Consider the following 21,004-nt stretch of genomic DNA (forward strand, 5'->3'; position numbering starts at 1 on the left):
TCCGTGGTTACTGCTCAAAAAGAGTCGCCTTCGACCTTGATTTGTGGGTAGGTCATATGCAGCTGGGCCGGCTCTGGTTGAGCGGCAAAGTGTCGACGGGTTTGAGCCGTCGCATCGCTGATCGCTCTACTGCGAAGGTCGCCTGCGCGGATATCAAGGATTTGATCGATTTCAGGTAAGGGAACACCGGCAGCGTCTTTCAGAATAAAAGCGAGTTCGGTGGCACCTTGGCTCTGTGACATGACGTCGAGGTTGAGCGTGTGTTTGGCACCCCCCAGCAGCGGATGCTCACTGCCTTTGACGCGAAATAGCCCCGGACAGGCAAACGTAATGTCGCCACCTTGCAAGGTAATACTCGACGAACCGGCTTGTAGGACGACTCTGGTCTTGGCGATCAAGTCGATCCTGCCGGCGGTCGCGGTAAAGGTCGCGGCCTGATCGGCCAGCAACTCCATACGGTCTGTATGTGCCTGCAGGCTTACCGCTCCCTTTTCTGCGATCACCTTGGCACCGCCTTTGGCGGTGTACCACCGCAGGTTGCCACCGCTGACCCCAGCTAGAGTATGAGCGGCGGTCAACTGCAGGTCCTGTTGGCTGGTCAGTTGTATTTGCTGCCCGGCATACGCATGGCTGCTGGCTGGGGTGGCAATCGTCAGATGGTCTGGCGTCTCCAGCACCATGTGCGGTGCGCTGAAGCGCTCCACGGCTTGTTCAGTGTCGGGTTGAATGGCGCTTTGCCCATTGACCTGATCGGGATAGTGCGCGTCTTTACGTGGGTTCAGCGCATTGGCCAGTTCTTCTTGCGCAGCGTGGGTGGCCATGTGCCCTGCTTGTGCCTGTTGCGCGGCTTGGCTCAACCGTTCGGCGGTGGCCACGGCGCCGTAGAGTTGGTCGAGTGCCGCGTTCATCTGCATCTGCGTGGCCTGTGCGCCCGTTTGAAGGCTGGCGGACAGGAGCAACCCTTCAGCCGCTCGGACTTGCCCCCAGCCTTCGGTCGTCTGGGTGAATCCGAGCCCCTGATACGCGCTGCGTTTTTTGCCGTCACTGGCAATGGCATACCCCAGTGTCAGCGCGCTGCGCGCTGTTTGGTTAGCGAGTTGTTGGCGCAATTGACCTTGGGCGTCATCCAATTGCCAATGGCTGGCGGATTGGCCGCCCAGGGTAAACGTCTGTACCCCGCTGATCGTGCCAGGATGGTTAGCGGGTGCATCAATACCGGCACTGAACGGGGTAACGGCCTCGCCGTTGTAGACCTGAGCGATGACCACAGGCTGGTCAATGTCGGCATGGGCGTAGCTGATCACCACCTCACTGCCGATGCGCGGCGTGAAATTCTGGCCGAAGTGCGCACCGGCCAGCGCTTCAGCGACGCGAACCCATGCCCCTGACGTTTCGTTGCCAGGGGCATGCGCGCCGTCTTGCAAGCCGCCTGCTAAGGGGCGTTCACCTCGCTGCCAAAAAAATTGCACGCGCACCTGGTGATCTCTGTTGCTGGTGATGCTGTGTTGCTCGGCCCCCACCACGGTGGCGGTTTGCACGCCGGGAGCCTGCGGGCGCGCTAGTCGGATCGGGACGAGCGGGACGTTCGGTGCATTGGCGTGGAAGTCATTGGCATAGGTGCCGTGTTCAGCGCTGGGCTGCCCCAGCCGAGTGGCGAAAGACAGGCCGAGATTATTCGTTGCCACATGCCTGATTCGTCGACAGACCAGTGGAATTGGGCCCAGTTCCGGGTGTTGATCCAAGGTGTAGCGAATACCCGGATGTAACGAGCGCGTAGCGCTTTCACCCTGGTAGCTATGGGTGTCCAGGCGATGTGAGCTCAAACGATGGCTGGCAGCCTGGCGTGCTTGGTCCGATGTCGCGAAACCGGTGCCAGGGGTTGCATCAAATACTTCCAGTTCGGGCAATAGAGGCCCTTGCGCGCTAGCGCTTTTGACGCTGGCGCTCAACCCCTGTAGTTGCTCGGCGTTCCAAGCACAGGCCGTCGCAGTATTAGAGGTGATTCGGCGTTGCTCGCCCAGCCGACGGATACCATCATCCGCTTGCGCTGTGTCTTCACGGGTAAAGATCTGCACGCCACCGTCGGGCCATTGGTAGTCACGGTCGACAATCACCAGCTTAGGGGCATTGTCCAAGCGTGGTTCGTGTTCAAAGTAATAACTCAAACCCTCTTCGGACAGCAGGCGGCAGACGAATTCATAGTCGGTCTCGCGGTACTGCGTGCATAGCGCACGTCTGGGCAATAGTTGGGTCACGCGCGCGTCCCACTGGGCTTGTGGATAGTCGGCAAAAATGCGCGTGACAATCTCCAACGCATCCAGATCCTGGAAGATCACAGTATTGCGGCGTCGTTTAAGCTGGCCCAGCCAACTCCCGACACGCAGACGGTAGCGTGCGATACCGCCGTCACTGCCGAGCTGTTCTGCGTTGATGACCACGCCTTGCCAACTGCGCGGCTGACCATCGATCTGCGCCAGTTGCAGGAGCATCGCTGTGCCCGGTAAGGCCGTCACGTTCAATAGAGCGCAAGGGCTGATACAGTCGAGGGTAAAGGTCAGTTCTTCATTGATCGCTTCGCTGCCTTCCCAGCATTCCACTACCAAGGCGTCGGGTAGCACGGTTTGCAGGTGCAACAGGCGGTTGTGCTGCGAGAGCAACGAGGACCAATCGGTGGCGTCCATGTCTGCCGGTGAGAGCATATGTAGCTCCTTCAGGGTAGGGTAATGGTCAGGCTGGCCGTGCGTGTCGGAAGCTGAATCACGTTGTCGAGTAAGGCCATTTGCGTACGTGTGCCGGCGGAAAGCGTCAGGTTGAATGCGCTAAAACTGATGACTGCGACCACCCCCAGGACGACCGCCGGTGTCCATAACGGCACCTGTCTGCGCAGAAGATGGGTGATGCGGTCGGGTGAGGCCCAATGGGGGGCAAATGCGGTGCGTTTGCCTTTGAGAAATACCAATTCATCGCCCAAGCGTGCCGTGATGTAGCCCAGTTGCTCTGAGCCTTCTAGGCGGTATTTGCCCTGGAAGCCCAGTAACAGGCACACGTGGTAGACCTCCAGCGCCTGTAAACGAAGTGCGCCCTTACTGCGCAACTCTTCCAAACAGACGAAGAACTTGTCCCCCGCTAGCTGATCACCGAACAACGCCAACTGCAGCGGATTGAGCTCCCACTGATCACGGAAGGGGCAATCGGTCGTGCAAAGAATCAACTCGTCAATGGCTGCACAGAACGCGTATTTGGCGCCATGGACGTCTTCTTTTGCGATACCCACCGTTGTGGCGGCGTTTTCCATCTTGGCAAGGAAGTGCTTCACCTCAGCACTGAATGCCTGCAGGTCTTGCGGTACTTGGCGGCGTTGAATCAACAGCAGCAGATAGAAACCATCGGACATCAGGTCGATCAGGCTTTGTGGGGCGTTGCCTATGCGAGTGACAGGTTCGGCCGAAGCAGGCAGGTGAGGGGCACTGGTAGGGGTCATGGCATCAGGGCTAGCAATTCAAGTTTCAATTCACAGAGGCCGTTAGGGATGTACACCGTGACGGTCTGGCCTTTGAGCATGTGTTCGTACAACGCGCCGCGTGGTTCCAAGGCGAAGTACAGCATGCCAGGCCGCACCGGGATCGCCGACGGAGGCACTGGGGTGTAGGTCAACGTCACACCAGGCATGGACGAGGTAACCAGTTTTTCAACCGTGTCCGGCGAGCCAATTTTTACGGTGCGTGGCACGATCTCGGCGAGTTCTGCCCCGGACTTTTGCGCACTGACACCCAAGTAGAGGGTGCTGTTGGCGTCGATGCGCTCATTGTCCAAGCGTCCCTGGTGGTAGGCGGGTTTCACCTGGGCAAGTGCGATGCTGAAGTAGCGAGCGGAAATCACCGTGTCCACCAGCGTGTGGATGATGCTGAACAGGGTGTTGAAGCCAGGAGCTGGGTGGCTATGGTCGTAAGGCGGTAGATCAGCCAGGCGATGAGTCTTGGAAAACGTCAGCAGGGCACCGGCCAAGCGCAGCAACTCTTGGTAAACGCGTTCGGGATGCAGCCCAGGGTGCTGGAAAAGGTGTGAAAGGCTGGCGCATGCGGTGTTACTGGTGTGTAACAACCAAAATGACGCGATGTCCCCCGCGCGGAACTCAACAACATTTTGAGCGGGCTCGCGGTGGCTGTCCTGCATGGCCTGGACTTTGGCATCGAGGGCCTCCAGCAACTGTCGTAGCTTGATCAGCAGGTTGGGCATGGCGGTCAGATTGACGGAGGGTGCCATGTACTGATCGTCCAGTTCAAAGCCACCGGTACGGCTGCGTCTCAAGCGCGCCATCGGAATGACTTCAAAGGCGTCGTGCGCCTGGTCTTCTGTCAATAAGCGAACAGCGGGGGCGAGGAATGCCACTTCGCTTTCTTCCGCTTCGGTGAACAGATCTGGCGTTTGAGCATTGCTCTGCGCATAGCGGCCGGTACTGGTGGCTGAGTCATCCGTGGCCAGGTTGCGAGCGTAGGGGGTCAGTCGTGGCAAGGCCAGGTAGCTAGTGATTTCGGACACGCTGAGCGGTAAATCCTGCAGTGCAATGGCCGGTGGCAGTGACGCACCTTCGGGGGCACAATACAGTTCGCCGCCCGGAAATACGGCGGACACTTCCAGCACACGCAGCGTGCCCTGTGCGAGGCTCACTTTGTCGAGCTTGAGCTGTTGGATGCCCCAGGCATAAGGCTGCAGCAACTGGCTCATCTGACTCAGCCTTGATTCGTGGTAACGGTCTTGCTGCTGAAAAAGTTGCGGGCGTAGAAACAGCCCCTCACCCCACAGTATTTTGGCGGTATGACTCAATGGAGAGGCTCCTTGTAAGGTGCGGCTAATCGGAAGCGTTCGTTCATCGTGAGCTCGGGCATTTGACGGTCGCCAGCGTGTCGGTCGTGCCTGCGGTGGCGTTGATCAGTGCTCCCTGCGTGGAGGTCAGGGCGCAGGCATGCACCCCCAGGGTGATACCCGTTGTGGCTGACGCGTTGGCGTCGTACGCAAAGCGCCAACGCCGCTCGGCCGGCTGCCGAAAAAACGCCACGATGCCGATATAGGCGGCCCCGTTTTCCAGCTTTTCGTTGAGTTCGTAATGCTGCTCGGGCATCAAGAGCATTTCCCTCGAATTGACCAAGTCTGAGCCCAATGCTCGTTGCTCCTGGGTATCGTCCAGAAAGCTGTCGAACGGTGTCTGTTCAAAGCGCTCTGTGGCGCGTAAGTGGTAAATCTTGATGACCTGCGCCAGAGGCTTTTTATGCGTGCCTTGATTTAAATTGGCCGCCGCATGAATGCGCAGCAGGATCAAGGTGCTCTTGTCTTCCTGGGGATCGTTACTTGAGCACCCTGCCAGGGCAAGCGTCAGTAATAAAAGTACCAGTTTGGCGTTTTCTATGTATCTCCCCAGGATGATACAGAGCGGGCTTATGCTTCGTGTATGTCGTTGCATCAGTAAATAACTCTAGGGCGGATCAAAGTAGATGACGTGTTCATCTGAGTAGTAAGCTCGCCTGTATTGACGATGCAAAGCACTTGTAATTACTCGGTTTGATGAATCACTTGCTCCCGCAACTGGCACGAGATGTGATTGAAAACTCGCTTCATCCAATTTGAGGGTCTTTAAAGGGTTTGGTCAAGCGGTGCAAGGGGTTGTCAGTGCTTTTAATTTTTACAATCGGCATGTTTCTCTATGTTTTGTAGGAATAGTTAATTTGCTTCGTAGGTATTTACTGCTTGTTATAAGTTCCGTACAAATTCGTTCAAAAATTGTTTGCAGGCGTTTTTTTATTGATGTACGGTTCGATCTATTAGTTGCGGCGGTAAAGAGTTCTCTGGTCGCTACGAATCTGACATAACTCTACATAGGGCGACTTTGGTCTTGGGGGATAGTTGTGCGTTTACTTTTTGCTGTGATGGGTTTCTGTATGCTTGCAGGTTGTGCATTACAGTCTGAAAAAAGTGCTGTTGTCACATTTGAACATATGATGTTTAAGGCTGACGAACGCATACAAGCGCGTAACTTTGAGGCGGGTAGAAAGTTACTCTCAGAGGCTGCCGCGATGGAGCCTACCCGCAAAGAGCCATGGTTGCGCCAGGCTGAATTGGAGTTTGAGGCGGAGAATTATGGTGCGGCTATCCTGGCTGCGCAGGAGGTGCTGCAGCGCGATGCAGTCAATACGCGCGCCGACGCCATTCTTACGGTGTCTGGCTTGCGGGTTGCCGTGCAGTCGTTAGGGCGGTTGCGCGACGAGAAAGACGTCAATGGTCCCGTCCATCAAGAAGCTCGAAAGCTTGCGGCAAAGTTGCGCGAAACCCTGGGTGCCAAGGCTTTGCTGCCCAAAGCCAGGGCCGTGCCGCGTAAGCCGATGGTTACTCCCGTCAAAGTGACGCCGGCGGCGTCGAGCTCCAATCCATTCTCTAGCCTGCCTGGCATGAATTGAGTGTGAACCCTTAGGTAAGTCTTTGATTGAGGCGGGACCGGCTATGGCAAAAAAGGAAAGTGTGCAAAAGCGCCTGCAAAAGGTGCGGGCACCAAGGATTCAGCTGACCTATGACGTTGAGATCGGCGACGCCATTGAGCAGAAAGAACTGCCCTTCGTGGTTGGGGTCTTGGGCGATTTTTCCGGGAATCCGGAAACACCCTTGGCACGTCCCAAGGATCGGAAATTTGTCTCGCTGGATCGGGACAATTTTGACGAGGTCATGGCCGCCATGATGCCTCGCGCCACGTATCGGGTTGCCAATGCACTGGCAGGGGAGGGGGAGTTCGGCGTGACCTTGAACTTCCAATCGCTGGAGGATTTTGGGCCAGAGGCGCTCATTCGTCAGGTGCCGGCACTCAATAAACTGCATGAGGCTCGAAGCAAACTAGCGGACATGCGCAACAAAATCTCGACCAACGAGACCCTTGAAGACGTGCTCAGCGAGGTGCTGACCAATACCGAGCAGATGGCCACAATTTGCCGCGAATCTCAGGGGGATGTATGAACACCGCAAAAGCGCCTAGTGCACTGAGTACCGCCACCCTAAATGATGGGGCAAGTCTGCTTGACCAGGTGGTTGAGCAAAGCAAGATCGCCAAATCCGAGTCGGAACACCTGCGCGCTCGCGATCTCATCGCCGAGTTGGTCGCAGAGGTGATGCAGGGAACAGTGGTGGTCTCGGAAAACCTCGCTCGTAGCCTTGATGCGCGTATCGCCGAGCTGGACCGGATGCTCTCGGAGCAGCTTTCGCTGGTGATGCATGCCGCAGAATTCCAGCAACTCGAATCCAGCTGGCGTGGCTTGCACCACCTGGTTACTGAGTCGACCACCGGGGCCATGATCAAAATCAAGGTCTTCAACGCGTCGAAGAAAGAGCTGATGCGTGACTTCAAGGCAGCCCTGGAGTTTGATCAGAGCTCGCTGTTCAAGAAGATCTACGAGGAAGAGTTTGGCACCTTCGGCGGTGCGCCTTTTGGCGCGTTGATCGGTGACTATGCGATCACTCGACAGCCTGAAGACCTGTACTTTCTGGAGCAGATGTCGCACGTCGCCGCCGCCGCCCACGCGCCCTTTATCACCGCCCCTGCACCGCAATTACTAGGTCTGGAGAGCTTTGCCGATCTGGGTCGCCCACGCGACATGGCCAAGGTGTTTGATACGGTTGAATACGCCAAATGGAAGTCGCTGCGCGACTCTGAAGATGCACGTTACGTGGGTTTGGTGTTGCCACGCTTCCTGGGTCGGCTGCCCTACAACCCGATTGACGGCATCAGCATCGACAGCTTTCCGTTCGTTGAAGATGTAGATGGTCGTGACCACTCGCGCTACCTGTGGTGTAACGCGGCTTACGCCCACGGCGTGCGTTTGACGCAAGCCTTTGAAAACTTCGGTTGGTGTGCTGCTATCAGGGGCGTTGAGGGCGGTGGGCTGGTGGAAGGGCTACCAACCCATACCTTCAACACCGATGACGGTGAAGTGGCGCTTAAGTGCCCGACCGAAGTGGCAATCACCGATCGCCGTGAGAAAGAGCTCAGCGACCTGGGCTTCATTTCGCTGGTGCACTGCAAAAACACCGATTACGCCGCCTTTTTTGGTGCGCAGTCAGTGCAAAAACCGCGCAAGTACAACACCGATTCGGCCAATGCAAACGCGCTGCTGTCTTCGCAGTTGCAGTACATATTCGCAGTGTCGCGGATCGCGCACTACCTCAAGTCCATGATGCGCGACAAGGTCGGCAGCTTTGCCTCGGTGTCCAGCGTATCGACTTTCCTCAATACCTGGATCAGCCAATACGTGCTGCTCAACGACAACGCGAGCCAAGAGGCCAAAGCCCAGTTTCCGTTGCGTGAAGCCTCTATCCAGGTCTCCGAGGTGCCCGGTCGCCCCGGTGTGTTCAGGGCGGTGGCGTTTTTACGCCCCCATTACCAACTTGACGAACTGTCGGTTTCCTTGCGCCTGGTCGCGGAATTGCCAGCCGGCGTGAAGGCATAGCTTCATCGTTGTACCCACCCTAGGAAAAGGACGAAGTAATGAAAGACATCTACCTCAAAATCGGATCGCCAGATGTGAAGGGTGAGTCGCTTGATAAGGACCACGCAGATTGGTTGGAAATCGACTCTTGGGTGCATGAAATTCGCCAGCCCAAATCGTCGACGGCCTCGTCGACAGGTGGCAATACGGCCGAGCGCTGTGAGCATGATGCGATGGCCTTCACCAAGACCATGGATGTCACCAGCCCACAGCTGTATGAAGCCGCATCCAGCGGCACCACCTTCAAAGAAATCACTATCGAATTCTTTAAGCGTGACGGTGAGGGCAATCGCGTGAAGTACCTGGCAATCGACCTGAAAAACGCCGTGGTGGCCAGTATCGCGCCGAAAGTTATGGCGGGTCAGGAGCCGATGGAGACTTTCACTTTGAAGTATGCCGCCGTGCAATGGCGCTACACCCAGAAAGCCAGTGGTGGTGGCCAACAAGGCAACACCCAAGGCGCATGGAGCCTGACCAAGAACGACAAATCGTTCACGGTCTGATTGACGCGTCAAATAGGGCCATGGCGTGGTCATGGCCTCGAACGGGTTACTTCAATGCTTTCAACATGGCTCTGGGCAACTATTGCTTGGACCAAAGGACGACTTCTGCGTGAAAGGATACGAACCCAGCCTGCTGGAAAAACTCTTTGATGAGGCACCGCACAGTGCCGCCCAAGGCAAATTCGCCCGGCACACCCTGGACCAGTTCAAAGAGTCCGTTGCGTTGGACGTTGAGGCGTTGCTCAACAGTCGGCTGGTCATGTCGGAGGAGACGTTAAACGACTTCCCCCATTGTCAGAAGTCATTGATGACCTACGGATTACGCGATGTTTCCAGTCGTAGTCTGGCCAGTTCCGTGGATCGCGCGTTTATTTGCAAGGCGTTGGAAAAAACCATCTCCCTGCACGAGACCCGCCTGAAGGATATCCGGGTGTCCCTGGATGAGCACCGACGCTCTTCGGGTGGCTTGCGATTCTCGATCAGCGCCATGTTGATTGTTCATCCAGCCCGCGAACCGGTAAGTTTCGACGCGCTGTTGCAGCCCAGCACGTTGCAGTATCGCGTCAGTAAGACCCGGCGAATGGCGGTGAGTGAATAAATGCCCATGGATGATCTGCTGCCGTTTTACGAGCGAGAGCTGGCTTTTTTGCGCAGTTACTCGCGCCAGTTTTCCGAGCGTTACCCCAAAATTGCCGGGCGGCTGCTGCTGGCCGGTGATGTCAGTGAAGATCCGCATGTCGAGCGCATGATTCAGTCGTTTGCGCTGATGGGCGCACGCATCTCGAAAAAAATCGAAGACGATTACCCCGAATTTACTGAAGCCCTGCTGCAAGTGCTGTACCCGCATTATTTACGGCCTTTTCCGGCGTGTTCAATAACGGCGTTCGATCTCGGTGATGGTGCCGGAAAACTGTCTGAATGCGTGACCTTGCCGCGCGGCACTGAACTGTTGTCGCGCCCTGTGCAGGACGTGGAATGCCGCTTTCGCACGGTGTACGACGTGACCCTAGCGCCGCTGCGTATTGCCTCGGCGCGTTTTAGCCCACTGGTCCAAGCCCCGCGCGCGGTGCAGTTGCCCCTCCAGGCCAGCGCGCAGTTGTCGATCACCTTTGAGCTCCTGTCCACTCATCGCTCCTTGGAAGAGCTGGGGTTGGATCATGTTCGCTTGTTTATCGACGGGGAGCCGTCGTTCTGCGCGGTGCTGCGTGATGTGCTGGCGCTGAATGTCGTGAAGGCTTATCTCGAATCGAACGACAGTGGGCAATGGCAGGCACGCGCCGCCTCGCCAATGAAAAGTGTCGGGTTTGCCGAAGATGAAGCGTTGATTGATTGGCCTGCACGGGCCCATCCAGCCTACCGCTTGCTCACAGAGTTTTTCGCGTTTCCAGAAAAGTTCGGTTTTTTTGACTGCGATGTACGCGGCACCCAAGGCCGTCGCTTCACACTGCATTTGTTACTCAGTGATGTACTCCCCGGATCCACGGCTTCACGCTTGCTGGAAGGGGTTTCCGCAGCCAATGTGCGCTTGCACTGCACGCCAGTGGTGAATCTGTTCCGACAGAGCGCACGGCCGATTTTAGTGTCACACCAGGCGGTGTCTTACAACGTGGTCGGCGACCAACAAGCCGCATCGGCGTTTGAGGTGCATGCCATCGAGTCGGTTACCCGCACCCTCGAAACGGCCGGGGGCGAGACCCTAAGTGAGATCCGCCCGTTTTATTCCTTGCACCACGGCGAATGCTTGGAACGCAACGGCCTGTACTGGGTGGCGCACAGGGATGAGGAGTTGGCGCGTAAAAGCCCAGGCCATGAGCTGCAACTGACCATTGTCGATCCCGACATGGACCCTATCACTCCAGGTAACTCGTCCTTAAGCCTGGAGCTTACCTGCAGCAATCGCAACCTCCCCGAGCAGTTGGCCTACGGTGTGCCGAGTGGTGACTTGCGAATGCCCGGCGGCTCCCTGGCGCAGCGTATTTCGCTGCTGCGAAAACCGACGGCCGCCGTGCGGTTCGCCTGCGATCGCGGTGCGCAATGGCGGTTGATTTCCCATTTGTCGCTCAACCACTTGTCGTTGGTCGAGGGTGGCGCTGGGGCGTTGCGCGAAATGTTCAAACTCTACGACTTGCAACGTTCTGCCACCACCGCTCGGCAAATCGAAGGCATCCACGCGCTGAGCCATCGTCCTGTGACGGCGTGGCTGCCTGGCAAGTATTTCGCCAGCGTGGCACGCGGCACTGAAATACGGCTGGTGATTGATGAAGAAAGCTTTGTCGGCATCGGTCTGCACATCTTTGCCCAGGTGCTGGACCACTTCTTCGGACTCTACGTCCACGCCAACAGCTTTACGCAGTTGGTGCTGATATCCAAACACAGCGGTGAGGAGGTCCTTCGATGCCAGCCCCGAAGCGGCGACTCGATACTGGTGTGATTGCCCGGATGGTCGAGCAACCTTATCGCTATGAGTTTTTTCAGGCGGTCCGGGTGCTGGAGCATCTGTTTGTCGACCAGGGCGACCGCCCCGGCGATGTGGTGGGCAAACGACTGCAGTTCCACAACACCCTTACCCTGGGCTTTCCTGCCAGTGAAATTGAGCGGATGGAGGTGTTGGCGAAGCTCCCTGAACAGGGGCTGGAGCGTATTGAACGGTGGCAGGCCCATTTTCAAGGGCATCTGCATTCTGTGTCGCTGACGCCGGCGTTTTTTGGCCTGTTGGGCGTGCAGGGGGCGTTACCGCTGTCCTACACCGAGCGCCTGGGAGAGCGCGAAGTGGTCCATCGCGACCGGGCGGCACGCGCTTTCCTGGATATTTTCAGCAACCGCGCGACCGCGTTGTTCTGCAACGCCTGGAAGAAGTATCGCCTCGCCTTGCAGTATGAGTTGGATCGCCAAGGCCGTTTTCTGCCATTGACCCAAGCGTTGTCTGGGCAGACACAGCGCGGCCTATCTAACGGTTCCGCCCCGGGGGCAGTTTCCGACCAGGCCCTCGCGTTTTACAGCGGTGCTATCGGTCATCGGCCGCTATCAGCAGCGTATTTACAACGTGTGCTCAGCGAATATTTCCAGGTGGCTGTACGACTTGAGCAGTTCGTTGGCGGTTGGCACTCAGTCCCCGCGACGCAACGCTCCCACCTCGGCGCGCCCGGCTTGTCGCTGGGACGTAATGCCTTGGTCGGTGGGCGTGTGTGGCAGCGCGATCTACGGTTGCGCTTGTGGATAGGCCCACTGTTACGCGAAACGTTTGATGATTTCTTGCCGGGTGCGAGCGCGGCCAAGGCATTGGCAACATGGCTGACCTTGATGGCCGGCAGTGGCCTGGAGTTTGAGGTGTGCCTGGTCTTGCGAGCTGATCAGGTGCGCGGGCTGAGCTTGTCACCGTCGGGCAGCAGACGCTTGGGCCGGGATGCATTTCTGGTCACCCAGGCGCAACACAAGGACCGTACTGATGCCCGTTACCCGATCACTCCATTGCAATGAACACGTGGATCGACGCTGGCGGCATACCCATGCTAATTATCAAGGACACACGATGAGCTCTTCACTGAAAACACTGATCGCCAAACTTAATGCCACCTGTCGTCAGGCGGCAGAGCAGGCTGCCAACCGCTGCCGCGCGCGTGGGCATTTTGAGGTGGAGGTTGAGCATCTGTTGTTGGCGTTGTTGGAGCAGCATCACAGTGATGTGTCGGTCATCGTAAAACGCAGCGGCTTGAGCCTGGAGAAACTGGAATCGGAGCTTAGCCAGGAACTCAACACGTTACGCGACGGCAATACCCGCACGCCGGTATTCTCGACGCAACTGCCGGTATGGCTCGAAAGCGCCTGGCTGATCGCCTCTCTTGAGGCGCAGGACGGCGCGATTCGCAGCGGTCATTTACTGCTGGCACTGCTGACACAGCCAGCCTTGGCGCAAAGGGCCACACGCATCTCGACCGTCCTGGCACAGTTGTCGCCGGATGATATCAAGGTGCATTTTGAGCGGTTCGCCGAAGGCTCCCAAAAGCAGAATGCTACCGGCGATAGCGTAACCTCGACCGAGAGCAGTGAGAGCAGTGCTGTACGGGTTAAAACCCCGGCGCTCGACCAGTTCACCACCAGCCTGACTCAGCGCGCTCGCGATGGGCATTTGGACCCGGTTATCGGCCGCGAAACAGAGATTCGCCAGGTCATCGACATCCTGATGCGGCGTCGGCAGAACAACCCCATTCTTACCGGTGAAGCGGGCGTCGGTAAAACCGCCGTGGCGGAGGGGCTGGCCCAGGCAATCGTCGCGGGCGAGGTACCCAAGGCTCTGGTGGGCGTCGAGTTATTGGCCTTGGACATGGGTCTGTTACAGGCCGGTGCCAGTGTCAAAGGCGAGTTCGAATTGCGCTTGAAAAACGTGATTGAGGAAGTCAAACAACACCCGGTGCCCATCATCCTGTTTATTGATGAAGCCCACACGTTGATCGGCGCAGGGGGCACGGCGGGTCAAAACGATGCCGCCAACCTGCTTAAGCCGGCACTGGCGCGCGGTGAGTTGCGTACCCTGGCGGCCACCACATGGTCTGAGTACAAGAAGTACTTTGAAAAGGACGCGGCACTGACCCGTCGCTTCCAGATGGTCAAAGTCGATGAGCCCTCAGAGCCTGTTGCAGCGGCGATGTTGCGAGCATTGGTGCCGTTGATGGAGCAACACTTCACTGTGCGCGTGCTGGATGAAGCGGTCACCGAGGCGGTGCGCTTGTCGCATCGCTACATCAGTGCCCGGCAATTGCCGGACAAGGCCGTCAGCGTGCTGGACACGGCGTGTTCAAGGGTGGCCTTGAGCCAAGGTATGCGGCCTGCGGTGATCACGGATCTGCAAAAGCAACTCGAACAACTCGATGTTCAACAGCAAGCATTAAATCGCGAGCACGCCAGTGGTACCCAGCACGACAAGCGATTGGCGGGCCTGCAAGCCCAGTCCGTGGCGCTGAACCAGCAGTTGGATGACGCCAACGCGCTGTGGCAGAAAGAAACGGCACTGGTCGAACATATTACGCAACTGCGGGCCGAGTTGGAGAGAGGAACGTCGCCGACTACTGGGCGAAAAAAGGCTGCCGTATCACCGCTGCGCGTAGAGTTGGACCAAGCCCTTGCAGCCCTGGCCACCGTACAAGGCGAGCGCCCCTTGCTGCCGTTGCAGGTGGACGCCAATGTTATCGCTCAGGTGATTTGCGCCTGGACTGGCATTCCGTTGGGCAAGATGGTCAAGGACGAAATTCGCACGGTGCGAACCTTGGGTGACGTGCTGGAAACCCGCGTAATAGGTCAGCCCCACGCCTTGGCCGCTATAGCCCAGCGGGTGCGTACCGCCCGTGCTTATCTGGAAGACCCTGATAAACCCAAGGGCGTGTTTCTATTCGTCGGGCCTTCCGGTGTTGGCAAAACCGAAACCGCCTTGGCCCTCGCCGATGCGTTATACGGGGGTGAGCGCAAGCTGATCACGTTCAACATGAGTGAATACCAGGAAGCGCACAGTGTTTCTGGGCTCAAAGGCTCGCCGCCCGGCTATGTGGGATACGGCGAAGGTGGACAGTTAACCGAAGCCGTGCGGCGAAATCCATACAGCGTGGTGCTGCTCGATGAAGTGGAAAAGGCCCACCCGGACGTGCTCGAACTGTTCTACCAAGTCTTTGACAAAGGTGTATTGGACGATGCCGAAGGGCGTGAGATCGACTTTCGTAACACGCTGATCATCCTGACCAGCAACACCGCCTCGTCGCTGATCATGCAGGCCTGCCTCAACAAAACACCTGATGAATTGCCGGGCGTCAAACAGCTGTCGGAGTTAATTCGCCCCACGCTGTACAAGACCTTCAAGCCCGCCTTTCTCGGCCGTATGGACGTGGTGCCTTATTACCCGATCAACGATGACTCACTGGCAGCGATCATCCGTTTGAAGCTGGAGCGAGTAGGCCGCCGTGTCGAAGCCAATCACCAGGCCGAGTTCCATTATGACGATGCGCTAGTCGAGTCACTGTTGGCGCGCTGCACTGAAGTCGACATTGGTGCCCGTGCGGTTGACCAGATCATCAATGGCAGCCTGCTTCCGGAAATCGCCGACACCGTGCTGGCACGAATGGCCGATGGGCAAGGCTTGTCACGAATCAAAGTCGGTGCCAATAAGCGCGGCTTTACCTACCAGATCAAGTGAACCCCCTTGGAAAGGATGACCTGTGAATAGGATTTGGGCAATTGCGTTGGGCGTAATTCTGCTTTCTGGGTGCGGAGACATTTTTGCACCGTCCGCTAAGACGGTGTGTATTAGTGGTTACAATCAAAATGATCGAAAAATACATATGTTTTGGTTGGATAATGAAAGTAAGGCAGGGTGTTGGGGGAATCCGCCGGGACGAGATGTTGATCAGGTTTATGGGGGAGGGGGAGGGTTTAATTGTGGGTGTCGTGTTACTCCTGGGAAGGAAGTTAGTTTGTATTGGGTGTTTGCTCAAAATAAAACTGAATATGCCGAAAGTGTGCCAGAAGTGCAGAAAGAGGTTCGGGTAGTAATTCCGCAGCCTGAGTCTTCAACTTCACGATATTTTCGTGCCTATTTCATGAAAGATGGTACTGCCAAACTTCAATGGGTGGATAGCATGGGGGCACCAGAGTTGTCGCCGTTTGAGGGTGGGCTGTAATAAGTGATAAAAATAATAGCATGCGCAGTTGGTTAGTGTGAGAGTAGTGTTGCTTATAATAATTTTGGCCGGCCTGAGGTTTGGTGCCGGCAGTGAGGCTTTATAGGATGTGTTCTGGATTAGCTAGGTGGAGTTGCTATGGCTCGCGTTATAGTTAGATTTTTGCTGATTATTCTATGTGGAGGGGTTTTATTTGGGTGCGAAGATAAGCCATATTTTAACTCTAGAAGCGTCTGCATTACGGGCTATAACCAGTTCGAACGACAAGTTCACGAATTTTGGCTTGATGGTGAAAGCAATTCCGGGTGTCATGGCAATCCATCTCGCCGAGAGCTTGACCAAGTGTATGGGGGGGCTCTAAGTTTACCTGTGGATGTCGTATTACTCCTGGGAAGCAGGTCAGCTTGACTTGGAGTCTTGCACGAAGCCTGAAAGAACTTGAGGCGGGCGTCCTTAGAAAAGAATTTTCTACACAGGTAACGATTCCGCAGCCGGAGTCTTTAACGTCGCGATATTTTCGTGTGTACCTCATGACTGATGGCACCGCCAAGCTTCAGTGGATCGATAATATGGGCGCGCCAGAGTTTTTGCCAGCTGGGGTGAAGTTGCAATGATTGATCAAGAAATGAACGTCAAGGGTAGTGTTTTAGATCGTGTTAAAGCGGAGTCTGAACAGGACTGTCCAGTTTGCCAGCAAGTAGTGTGGGTGAGCTTTTATTTTGATGGATTTGGGTTTTCCGACACGGTTGGTCCTCGCTCAAATATATTTAAATTGTATCGTGCAGCCTACGATTTAAGAAATAAAGGGATGCGGTCGTTTTATTATCCTGGCCTCGGTACTGAATTCGACCCCGAAACCGAGGTGTTAGCCGCAGCTTTGGCTGATAGAGCACGAAGAGATGCGGCCGATAAAATACAAGAGGCGGCTGAGGAAAAAGGCAAAGAAACGGCCGTCGAAACGGTGAGTGACGCATGGAGTAGAAGTAAAGGCATCCGCAATACAAGTTTGCCTCGGCGCGCCATTTGGACCGCCGGCGAAGTGTGGGACGAGAGCAAGGAATCGGTCGGCAGAATGGGCCGGCAGGTAAAGCGCCTGGCTATAAAGCCCCGTAAGCAGTGGACGCGAATCGAACGTAATCTGCGCCACGAGTGGCGTGCTTACTGGGGTGAAGTGACCCGTCATCCCTGGCGAGCAGGCAATATGATGGCGCAGGCGGGTGTCAAGGTAACGGCGGGTTATGTTGCCGAGTCTTGGGGATTACTACGTGATGCGTCGATGGTCGCCGCATTGTTCAACACGGGGGTCGACTCCCGATTGAATGCGGCTCAGCGGGACTTCCAAATGGCGATCTTGAATGCCAAGGAACGCTTGCCGATTAACAAGATTCAAGTCTCGATCTTTGGCTACGACATGGGCGGCGGTATGGCTCTGGCCTTCGCCAATCGGCTGTTGGATGAGATAGCGCCCGGTGGGTTGTATGAGGGTGTCCCAGTACACATCAAATTTATGGGCTTGTTTGATTGCGTCACCAACCGCTATGACGACAACTTTCTCACGGGGTTTATGCCGTTGAGCAACAACGTGTCCTCGGAGCTAGTGGTGTCGCCGCAGATTGAACGGTGTGTGCATTACGCAGCTGCTCATGAACTGCGTTTCTATAAACCACTGAGTATGATCGGCGCCGACCCCGAGGATTATCGTGGGCCACGCCAGGAGCGCCTGTTCCCGGGCTCGCAAATGGATGTTGGCGGTGGGGCGGTGGACGGTGAAGATGGCGTATCAGACCAGCTGTCGCGGTATCCATTGCATATGATGTATCACCATGCCTATGGGGCGGGAATTCCAATGCCAAGTTTGAAGGCGTTGGAGGAAATTGACGCACGACTTCACAGTACCTTTGTCATCAATCCCGAGATCACCATATTTCAGCGCAATTATCGCAACGCCGTTAAAAAACTAGTGACGATCACCCGCGACATCCCATCGTTGGTGCTCGAATTAGGGCGTCCAGTAGAACGTTTTAAGCCTGATATAATTAAAGTTAAAATTTCACCCTCGCCGTGCGTGGCCCCCTACGTTCCGCAATCAGTCACCCTGCTGCCGAAAAACATTGAAGAAGAATTAAGCGGTCATACTGTAATTTTTATCCACTGGCTACGTATGTGGTACGACCAGAACGAGGAGCGTGCCGGGCGAAAGACGATGGGCTGGGGGCTGGGTGTGCCGCTTGATCCTAAAGCCTACGGCCGTTATCAAAAGTTGGTCGACGAACTGGCATATTTGCAACGCAACGCGCGCTCCACCCCCCAGTTCAATAATGAACAAGCCATGCGACAAATAAACGGCGAAGTGACGCCCGATGTTTTTGTAACCGATCCGCAAGGCCAGGCGTTGTATTGGTTGTGGAATAACCCTGGCGGCCGAATTCCAGAGATTGATGCGTTGTACCCGCACTTCATCAACGATGTTCATGACAGCATGGCCGAATCTGATATCGAGGCAACTTTTGGAAACCTGGTGTATTCAAAGCACTACATGAATAAGCGCCTGATTCAAAAGCTCTCTACTAAACCCGCCCGAAGTGTATTGGATCGACTGGAGTTGGTGTACGAGAGGTTTTTTAGCCAATGAACATACTCCGTTCAATCTCTAGCGCACTCAGTCAACAGCAGCGCCTCTTACAGCTGCATACCCCCTTTGGGGCAGACGCCCTGGTCGCCGAATACCTCGACGGCTGGGAGGCCTTGGACCAATGCGGCTATTGCTTGCAACTCAGTGCTTTGTCCGCAGACGGGCGTTTACCCATTGAACAACTGGTCGGCGCACCGGTGCTCGTGCAGATGCAGTGTGCTGACTCGCGCACGGACTTGCGGCCGTTCCACGGGCATGTCAGCCAATGCACGCGTGTCGGCAGCAACGGCGGGTTGGCCCGCTATCAGTTGCAGATCGAGCCCTGGTTGAGCGTGTTGCAATATCGGCAAGACAGCTACGCCTTTCACGACCTGACTGTGATGGAAGTGTGTGAGCAAATTTTCGGGTTCTACCGCAAAGGCGTGCTGCAACCGCAATGGCGCTGGGCTTTGAATGATCCAAGCGTGTACCGCAAGCGCAGCCTGACGACCCAATACCAGGAAACCGACCTGGCGTTTGTGCAGCGGCTGCTGGCGGAGGAGGGCATTGCCTATCACTTTGAGCACCAGGGCGATGAGCAAGCAGCGAGCCTGGGCAGCCATACCTTGGTACTCACCGACAGCAACACCAAACTGGCACCGAATGCGCCGGTCACTCTGCGTTTTCACCGCAGTGACATCACCGAGACTGAGGACAGCGTTCAGCAGTGGGCTCATGTGCAACGCTGGAGGGGCGGACAGGTCCAGCGCCAAAGCTGGGACTACCGCAGCCATTCGATGTTGTCGGGCCACGCGCAGGGCAACACTGGCATCCGTGGATGTGTGGACCACGACACGGTCGGCCCGTATGCCTGGACGGACTCCGCCCAAGGTGAACAGCGCGCCCGTCAGCACCTGAATGCCCAACAGGTGGAGCGCCGCCAAGTCCACGGCTTGGGAACGTGGCGGCGCTTGGCCGCGGGCTCCTCTATTTGTTTGAGTGAGCATGACAGCGTTCAGGCAGATGAAGCGATGCTCTGCATCCGTGTTCGTCACCAGGCTCGCAATAACCTCGACGCTCAGTTGCAAGCGGCAGTACTGGCAGGGCTGGGGCCTGTGCCCGATCAGCCGGAGGCGATGTACCAGAACCACTTCACCCTGATCCCGGCCAGTCAGCCCTATTGTCCGCACACGCATGACGGCCATGGCCGGCGCTTGCACCCCGTTCCAACCGTTCATGGTGTACAGAGCGCCATTGTGATCGGTGACGGTGGCCCGGTGCTGACGGATCGCGACCAACGTATCAAAGTGCAATTTCACTGGCAGCGTGGCACCCGCTCGGCCAGCCACTGCCCCCATCCTCGCGATACCGACAATGCCCCCGCCGATGCCAGTGTGGGTACGTGGGTGCGCGTGGCCGCGACCCAGGCCGGCGGTAATTGGGGCAGCGCCTGGGTGCCGCGTGTTGGTCAGGAAGTACTGGTGGAATTCCTCGAAGGGCACATCGACCGGCCCGTCGTCATCGGCTCGTTGTACAACGGACGCGGCCAGACCGAAGCGGCACACAACCAAATCGCGGGCGGCCCATCTGGCAGCACCGGCAATGCACCGGCGTGGTTCCCCGGTAACCAGCACGCCGGCGTACTCAGCGGCTGGAAGACCCAAGACCTGTCCTCCAGCGCGAGCGGCAGCGGTGGCTATCGACAGTTGCAGTTCGATGACACCCCAGGGCAGAGCCGCGTGCAGCTTTACACCACCGACCACGACAGCGGCCTGACGTTGGGCCACCTCAAGCAGAACCAAGACAACAAACGCCTGGCGGATCGAGGCTATGGCGTCGAGCTGCACACCCAGGCCCAAGGCGCGTTACGCGCCGGGACCGGGCTCTTGCTGACCACCGAACCGGGCGACCAGCAGATGCAGGCCAAGGGTCTACTAACTGAACTGGAAAAAGCCCAAAGCCAAGTGGACCAACTGGCCGATAACGCTAAGCAGCAGAACGCTGGACTCACCAGCGATAAGAAACCACTCCCCACCAGCGAAGCCCTGCGGAACAGCCAGGAAAGTCTGAAGGCGACACAACAGGGAGCCGCCTCAGGCATGGGCATCGGTGGTGGCGAAGGGCAAGTAGCGGCGTGGAGTAAGCCGCTGCTCGCGCTGTATGGCCACGCTGGCGTACTCAGCCTGAGCCCCGAACATCAGATCTGGGCAGCCGGAACCCAGTGTTTACTCAATGCCGGTGCGGACATCAACCTCACTGCACAAGGCCATACGGCCTTTCTCGCGGCGCAAGGCTTGGTGCTGTTTACCCGTGGCGCAGGGGACGACAGCCGCCCCATCGCGAACACCGGCATCGCCCTGCACGCTGCCACGGGAGCAGTCAGCGTTCAGGCGCAGAGCGACAAAATCAGCGTTGCCGCACAACAGAACATCCGCATGGTCAGTACCCAAGGCAATGCCCACGTACAGGGTAAGCAACATGTGTTGTTGAACGTGCAGGGGGCGGCCATTCGGCTGGCAGGGGGCGATATTGAGATCAATGCGCCGGGGGCGGTGACGTTCAAGGCGCAGCAGCACAAATTGACCGGGCCCCAAAGCGATGTGGGGGTTAAGCCTGTCATGGGTAAAGGCGAACTGAAACTGTGCGACTTTAAAATGGCCGCCGCCAACGTTAGTAACGATGCACTGGTCTCGGTGGAGGGGTGAT

Annotated in this window: 15 protein-coding genes; 11 read left to right on the forward strand and 4 right to left on the reverse strand. The window is 56.9% G+C overall.

Going from position 1 to position 21,004, the window contains the following annotated elements; translation table 11 throughout:
* Positions 1–14: 14 nt before the first annotated feature.
* Genes Q1W15_RS16785 through tssJ form a run of 4 tightly spaced genes read right to left on the reverse strand, consistent with a single transcriptional unit; the run spans position 15 to position 5,458 of the window.
* The gene (locus tag Q1W15_RS16785; RefSeq protein WP_300730330.1) at positions 15–2,699 is read right to left on the reverse strand and encodes a type VI secretion system Vgr family protein; all 2,685 of its coding nucleotides are present in this window, start codon (positions 2,697–2,699) and stop codon (positions 15–17) included.
* Positions 2,700–2,710: 11 nt separating this feature from the next.
* Positions 2,711–3,481: a type IVB secretion system protein IcmH/DotU gene (gene icmH / locus Q1W15_RS16790; protein ID WP_300730332.1), complete on the reverse strand. Its 771-nt coding sequence runs from the start codon at positions 3,479–3,481 to the stop codon at positions 2,711–2,713.
* A complete protein-coding gene (tssK, locus tag Q1W15_RS16795) occupies positions 3,478–4,824 on the reverse strand; it encodes a type VI secretion system baseplate subunit TssK (protein ID WP_300730334.1) in 1,347 nt (448 codons plus the stop codon). Before tssK ends, icmH begins: the two co-directional genes overlap by 4 nt.
* Before the next feature lie 43 nt (positions 4,825–4,867).
* Positions 4,868–5,458: a type VI secretion system lipoprotein TssJ gene (tssJ, locus tag Q1W15_RS16800; RefSeq protein ID WP_300730336.1), complete on the reverse strand. Its 591-nt coding sequence runs from the start codon at positions 5,456–5,458 to the stop codon at positions 4,868–4,870.
* A gap of 442 nt (positions 5,459–5,900) precedes the next feature.
* Between tssJ and Q1W15_RS16805 the strand changes: the two genes are divergently transcribed.
* From Q1W15_RS16805 to Q1W15_RS16855, 11 genes are all read left to right on the forward strand, one after another.
* Positions 5,901–6,449 (forward strand): hypothetical protein, encoded by a 549-nt coding sequence (locus tag Q1W15_RS16805; protein ID WP_300730338.1) that lies wholly within the window; start codon positions 5,901–5,903, stop codon positions 6,447–6,449.
* Between the two features lie 43 nt (positions 6,450–6,492).
* The gene (tssB, locus tag Q1W15_RS16810) at positions 6,493–6,996 is read left to right on the forward strand and encodes a type VI secretion system contractile sheath small subunit (protein WP_300730339.1); all 504 of its coding nucleotides are present in this window, start codon (positions 6,493–6,495) and stop codon (positions 6,994–6,996) included.
* Positions 6,993–8,483, forward strand: coding sequence for a type VI secretion system contractile sheath large subunit (gene tssC, locus Q1W15_RS16815; protein WP_300730341.1), 1,491 nt, complete (start codon positions 6,993–6,995; stop codon positions 8,481–8,483). Before tssB ends, tssC begins: the two co-directional genes overlap by 4 nt.
* Before the next feature lie 38 nt (positions 8,484–8,521).
* The gene (locus Q1W15_RS16820; RefSeq protein WP_300730343.1) at positions 8,522–9,025 is read left to right on the forward strand and encodes a type VI secretion system tube protein Hcp; all 504 of its coding nucleotides are present in this window, start codon (positions 8,522–8,524) and stop codon (positions 9,023–9,025) included.
* A gap of 109 nt (positions 9,026–9,134) precedes the next feature.
* A complete protein-coding gene (gene tssE, locus Q1W15_RS16825) occupies positions 9,135–9,623 on the forward strand; it encodes a type VI secretion system baseplate subunit TssE (protein ID WP_300730345.1) in 489 nt (162 codons plus the stop codon).
* Positions 9,624–11,456: a type VI secretion system baseplate subunit TssF gene (gene tssF, locus Q1W15_RS16830; protein ID WP_300730347.1), complete on the forward strand. Its 1,833-nt coding sequence runs from the start codon at positions 9,624–9,626 to the stop codon at positions 11,454–11,456.
* Entirely contained in the window at positions 11,420–12,502 is a 1,083-nt protein-coding gene (tssG, locus tag Q1W15_RS16835) for a type VI secretion system baseplate subunit TssG (protein ID WP_300730349.1), read from the forward strand. Before tssF ends, tssG begins: the two co-directional genes overlap by 37 nt.
* A 52-nt stretch (positions 12,503–12,554) precedes the next feature.
* Positions 12,555–15,203, forward strand: coding sequence for a type VI secretion system ATPase TssH (gene tssH, locus Q1W15_RS16840; protein WP_300730351.1), 2,649 nt, complete (start codon positions 12,555–12,557; stop codon positions 15,201–15,203).
* A gap of 22 nt (positions 15,204–15,225) precedes the next feature.
* Complete coding sequence (locus Q1W15_RS16845) at positions 15,226–15,687, forward strand: hypothetical protein (RefSeq protein ID WP_300730353.1); 462 nt, start codon at positions 15,226–15,228, stop codon at positions 15,685–15,687.
* Positions 15,688–16,297: 610 nt separating this feature from the next.
* Positions 16,298–18,319, forward strand: a complete 2,022-nt coding sequence (locus Q1W15_RS16850) for a DUF2235 domain-containing protein (RefSeq protein ID WP_300730355.1) — start codon at positions 16,298–16,300, stop codon at positions 18,317–18,319.
* Positions 18,316–21,003 carry a type VI secretion system Vgr family protein gene (locus Q1W15_RS16855; RefSeq protein WP_300730357.1) on the forward strand — a complete coding sequence of 896 codons (2,688 nt, stop codon included), beginning with the start codon at positions 18,316–18,318 and terminating at the stop codon, positions 21,001–21,003. The genes Q1W15_RS16850 and Q1W15_RS16855 overlap by 4 nt, the downstream gene beginning before the upstream one ends.
* Position 21,004: the final 1 nt, after the last annotated feature.

It is taken from the genome of Pseudomonas sp., assembly GCF_030150285.1.
Taxonomy (GTDB): Bacteria; Pseudomonadota; Gammaproteobacteria; order Pseudomonadales; family Pseudomonadaceae; genus Aquipseudomonas.

Coding starts and splice junctions, on each gene's coding strand:
- Q1W15_RS16785 (WP_300730330.1), bottom strand. CDS start 2,699: ATGCTCTCACCGGCAGACATGGACGCCACCGATTGGTCCTCGTTGCTC.
- icmH (WP_300730332.1), bottom strand. CDS start 3,481: ATGACCCCTACCAGTGCCCCTCACCTGCCTGCTTCGGCCGAACCTGTC.
- tssJ (WP_300730336.1), bottom strand. CDS start 5,458: ATGCAACGACATACACGAAGCATAAGCCCGCTCTGTATCATCCTGGGG.
- tssB (WP_300730339.1), top strand. CDS start 6,493: ATGGCAAAAAAGGAAAGTGTGCAAAAGCGCCTGCAAAAGGTGCGGGCA.
- tssC (WP_300730341.1), top strand. CDS start 6,993: ATGAACACCGCAAAAGCGCCTAGTGCACTGAGTACCGCCACCCTAAAT.
- Q1W15_RS16820 (WP_300730343.1), top strand. CDS start 8,522: ATGAAAGACATCTACCTCAAAATCGGATCGCCAGATGTGAAGGGTGAG.
- tssF (WP_300730347.1), top strand. CDS start 9,624: ATGCCCATGGATGATCTGCTGCCGTTTTACGAGCGAGAGCTGGCTTTT.
- tssG (WP_300730349.1), top strand. CDS start 11,420: ATGCCAGCCCCGAAGCGGCGACTCGATACTGGTGTGATTGCCCGGATG.
- tssH (WP_300730351.1), top strand. CDS start 12,555: ATGAGCTCTTCACTGAAAACACTGATCGCCAAACTTAATGCCACCTGT.
- Q1W15_RS16850 (WP_300730355.1), top strand. CDS start 16,298: ATGATTGATCAAGAAATGAACGTCAAGGGTAGTGTTTTAGATCGTGTT.
- Q1W15_RS16855 (WP_300730357.1), top strand. CDS start 18,316: ATGAACATACTCCGTTCAATCTCTAGCGCACTCAGTCAACAGCAGCGC.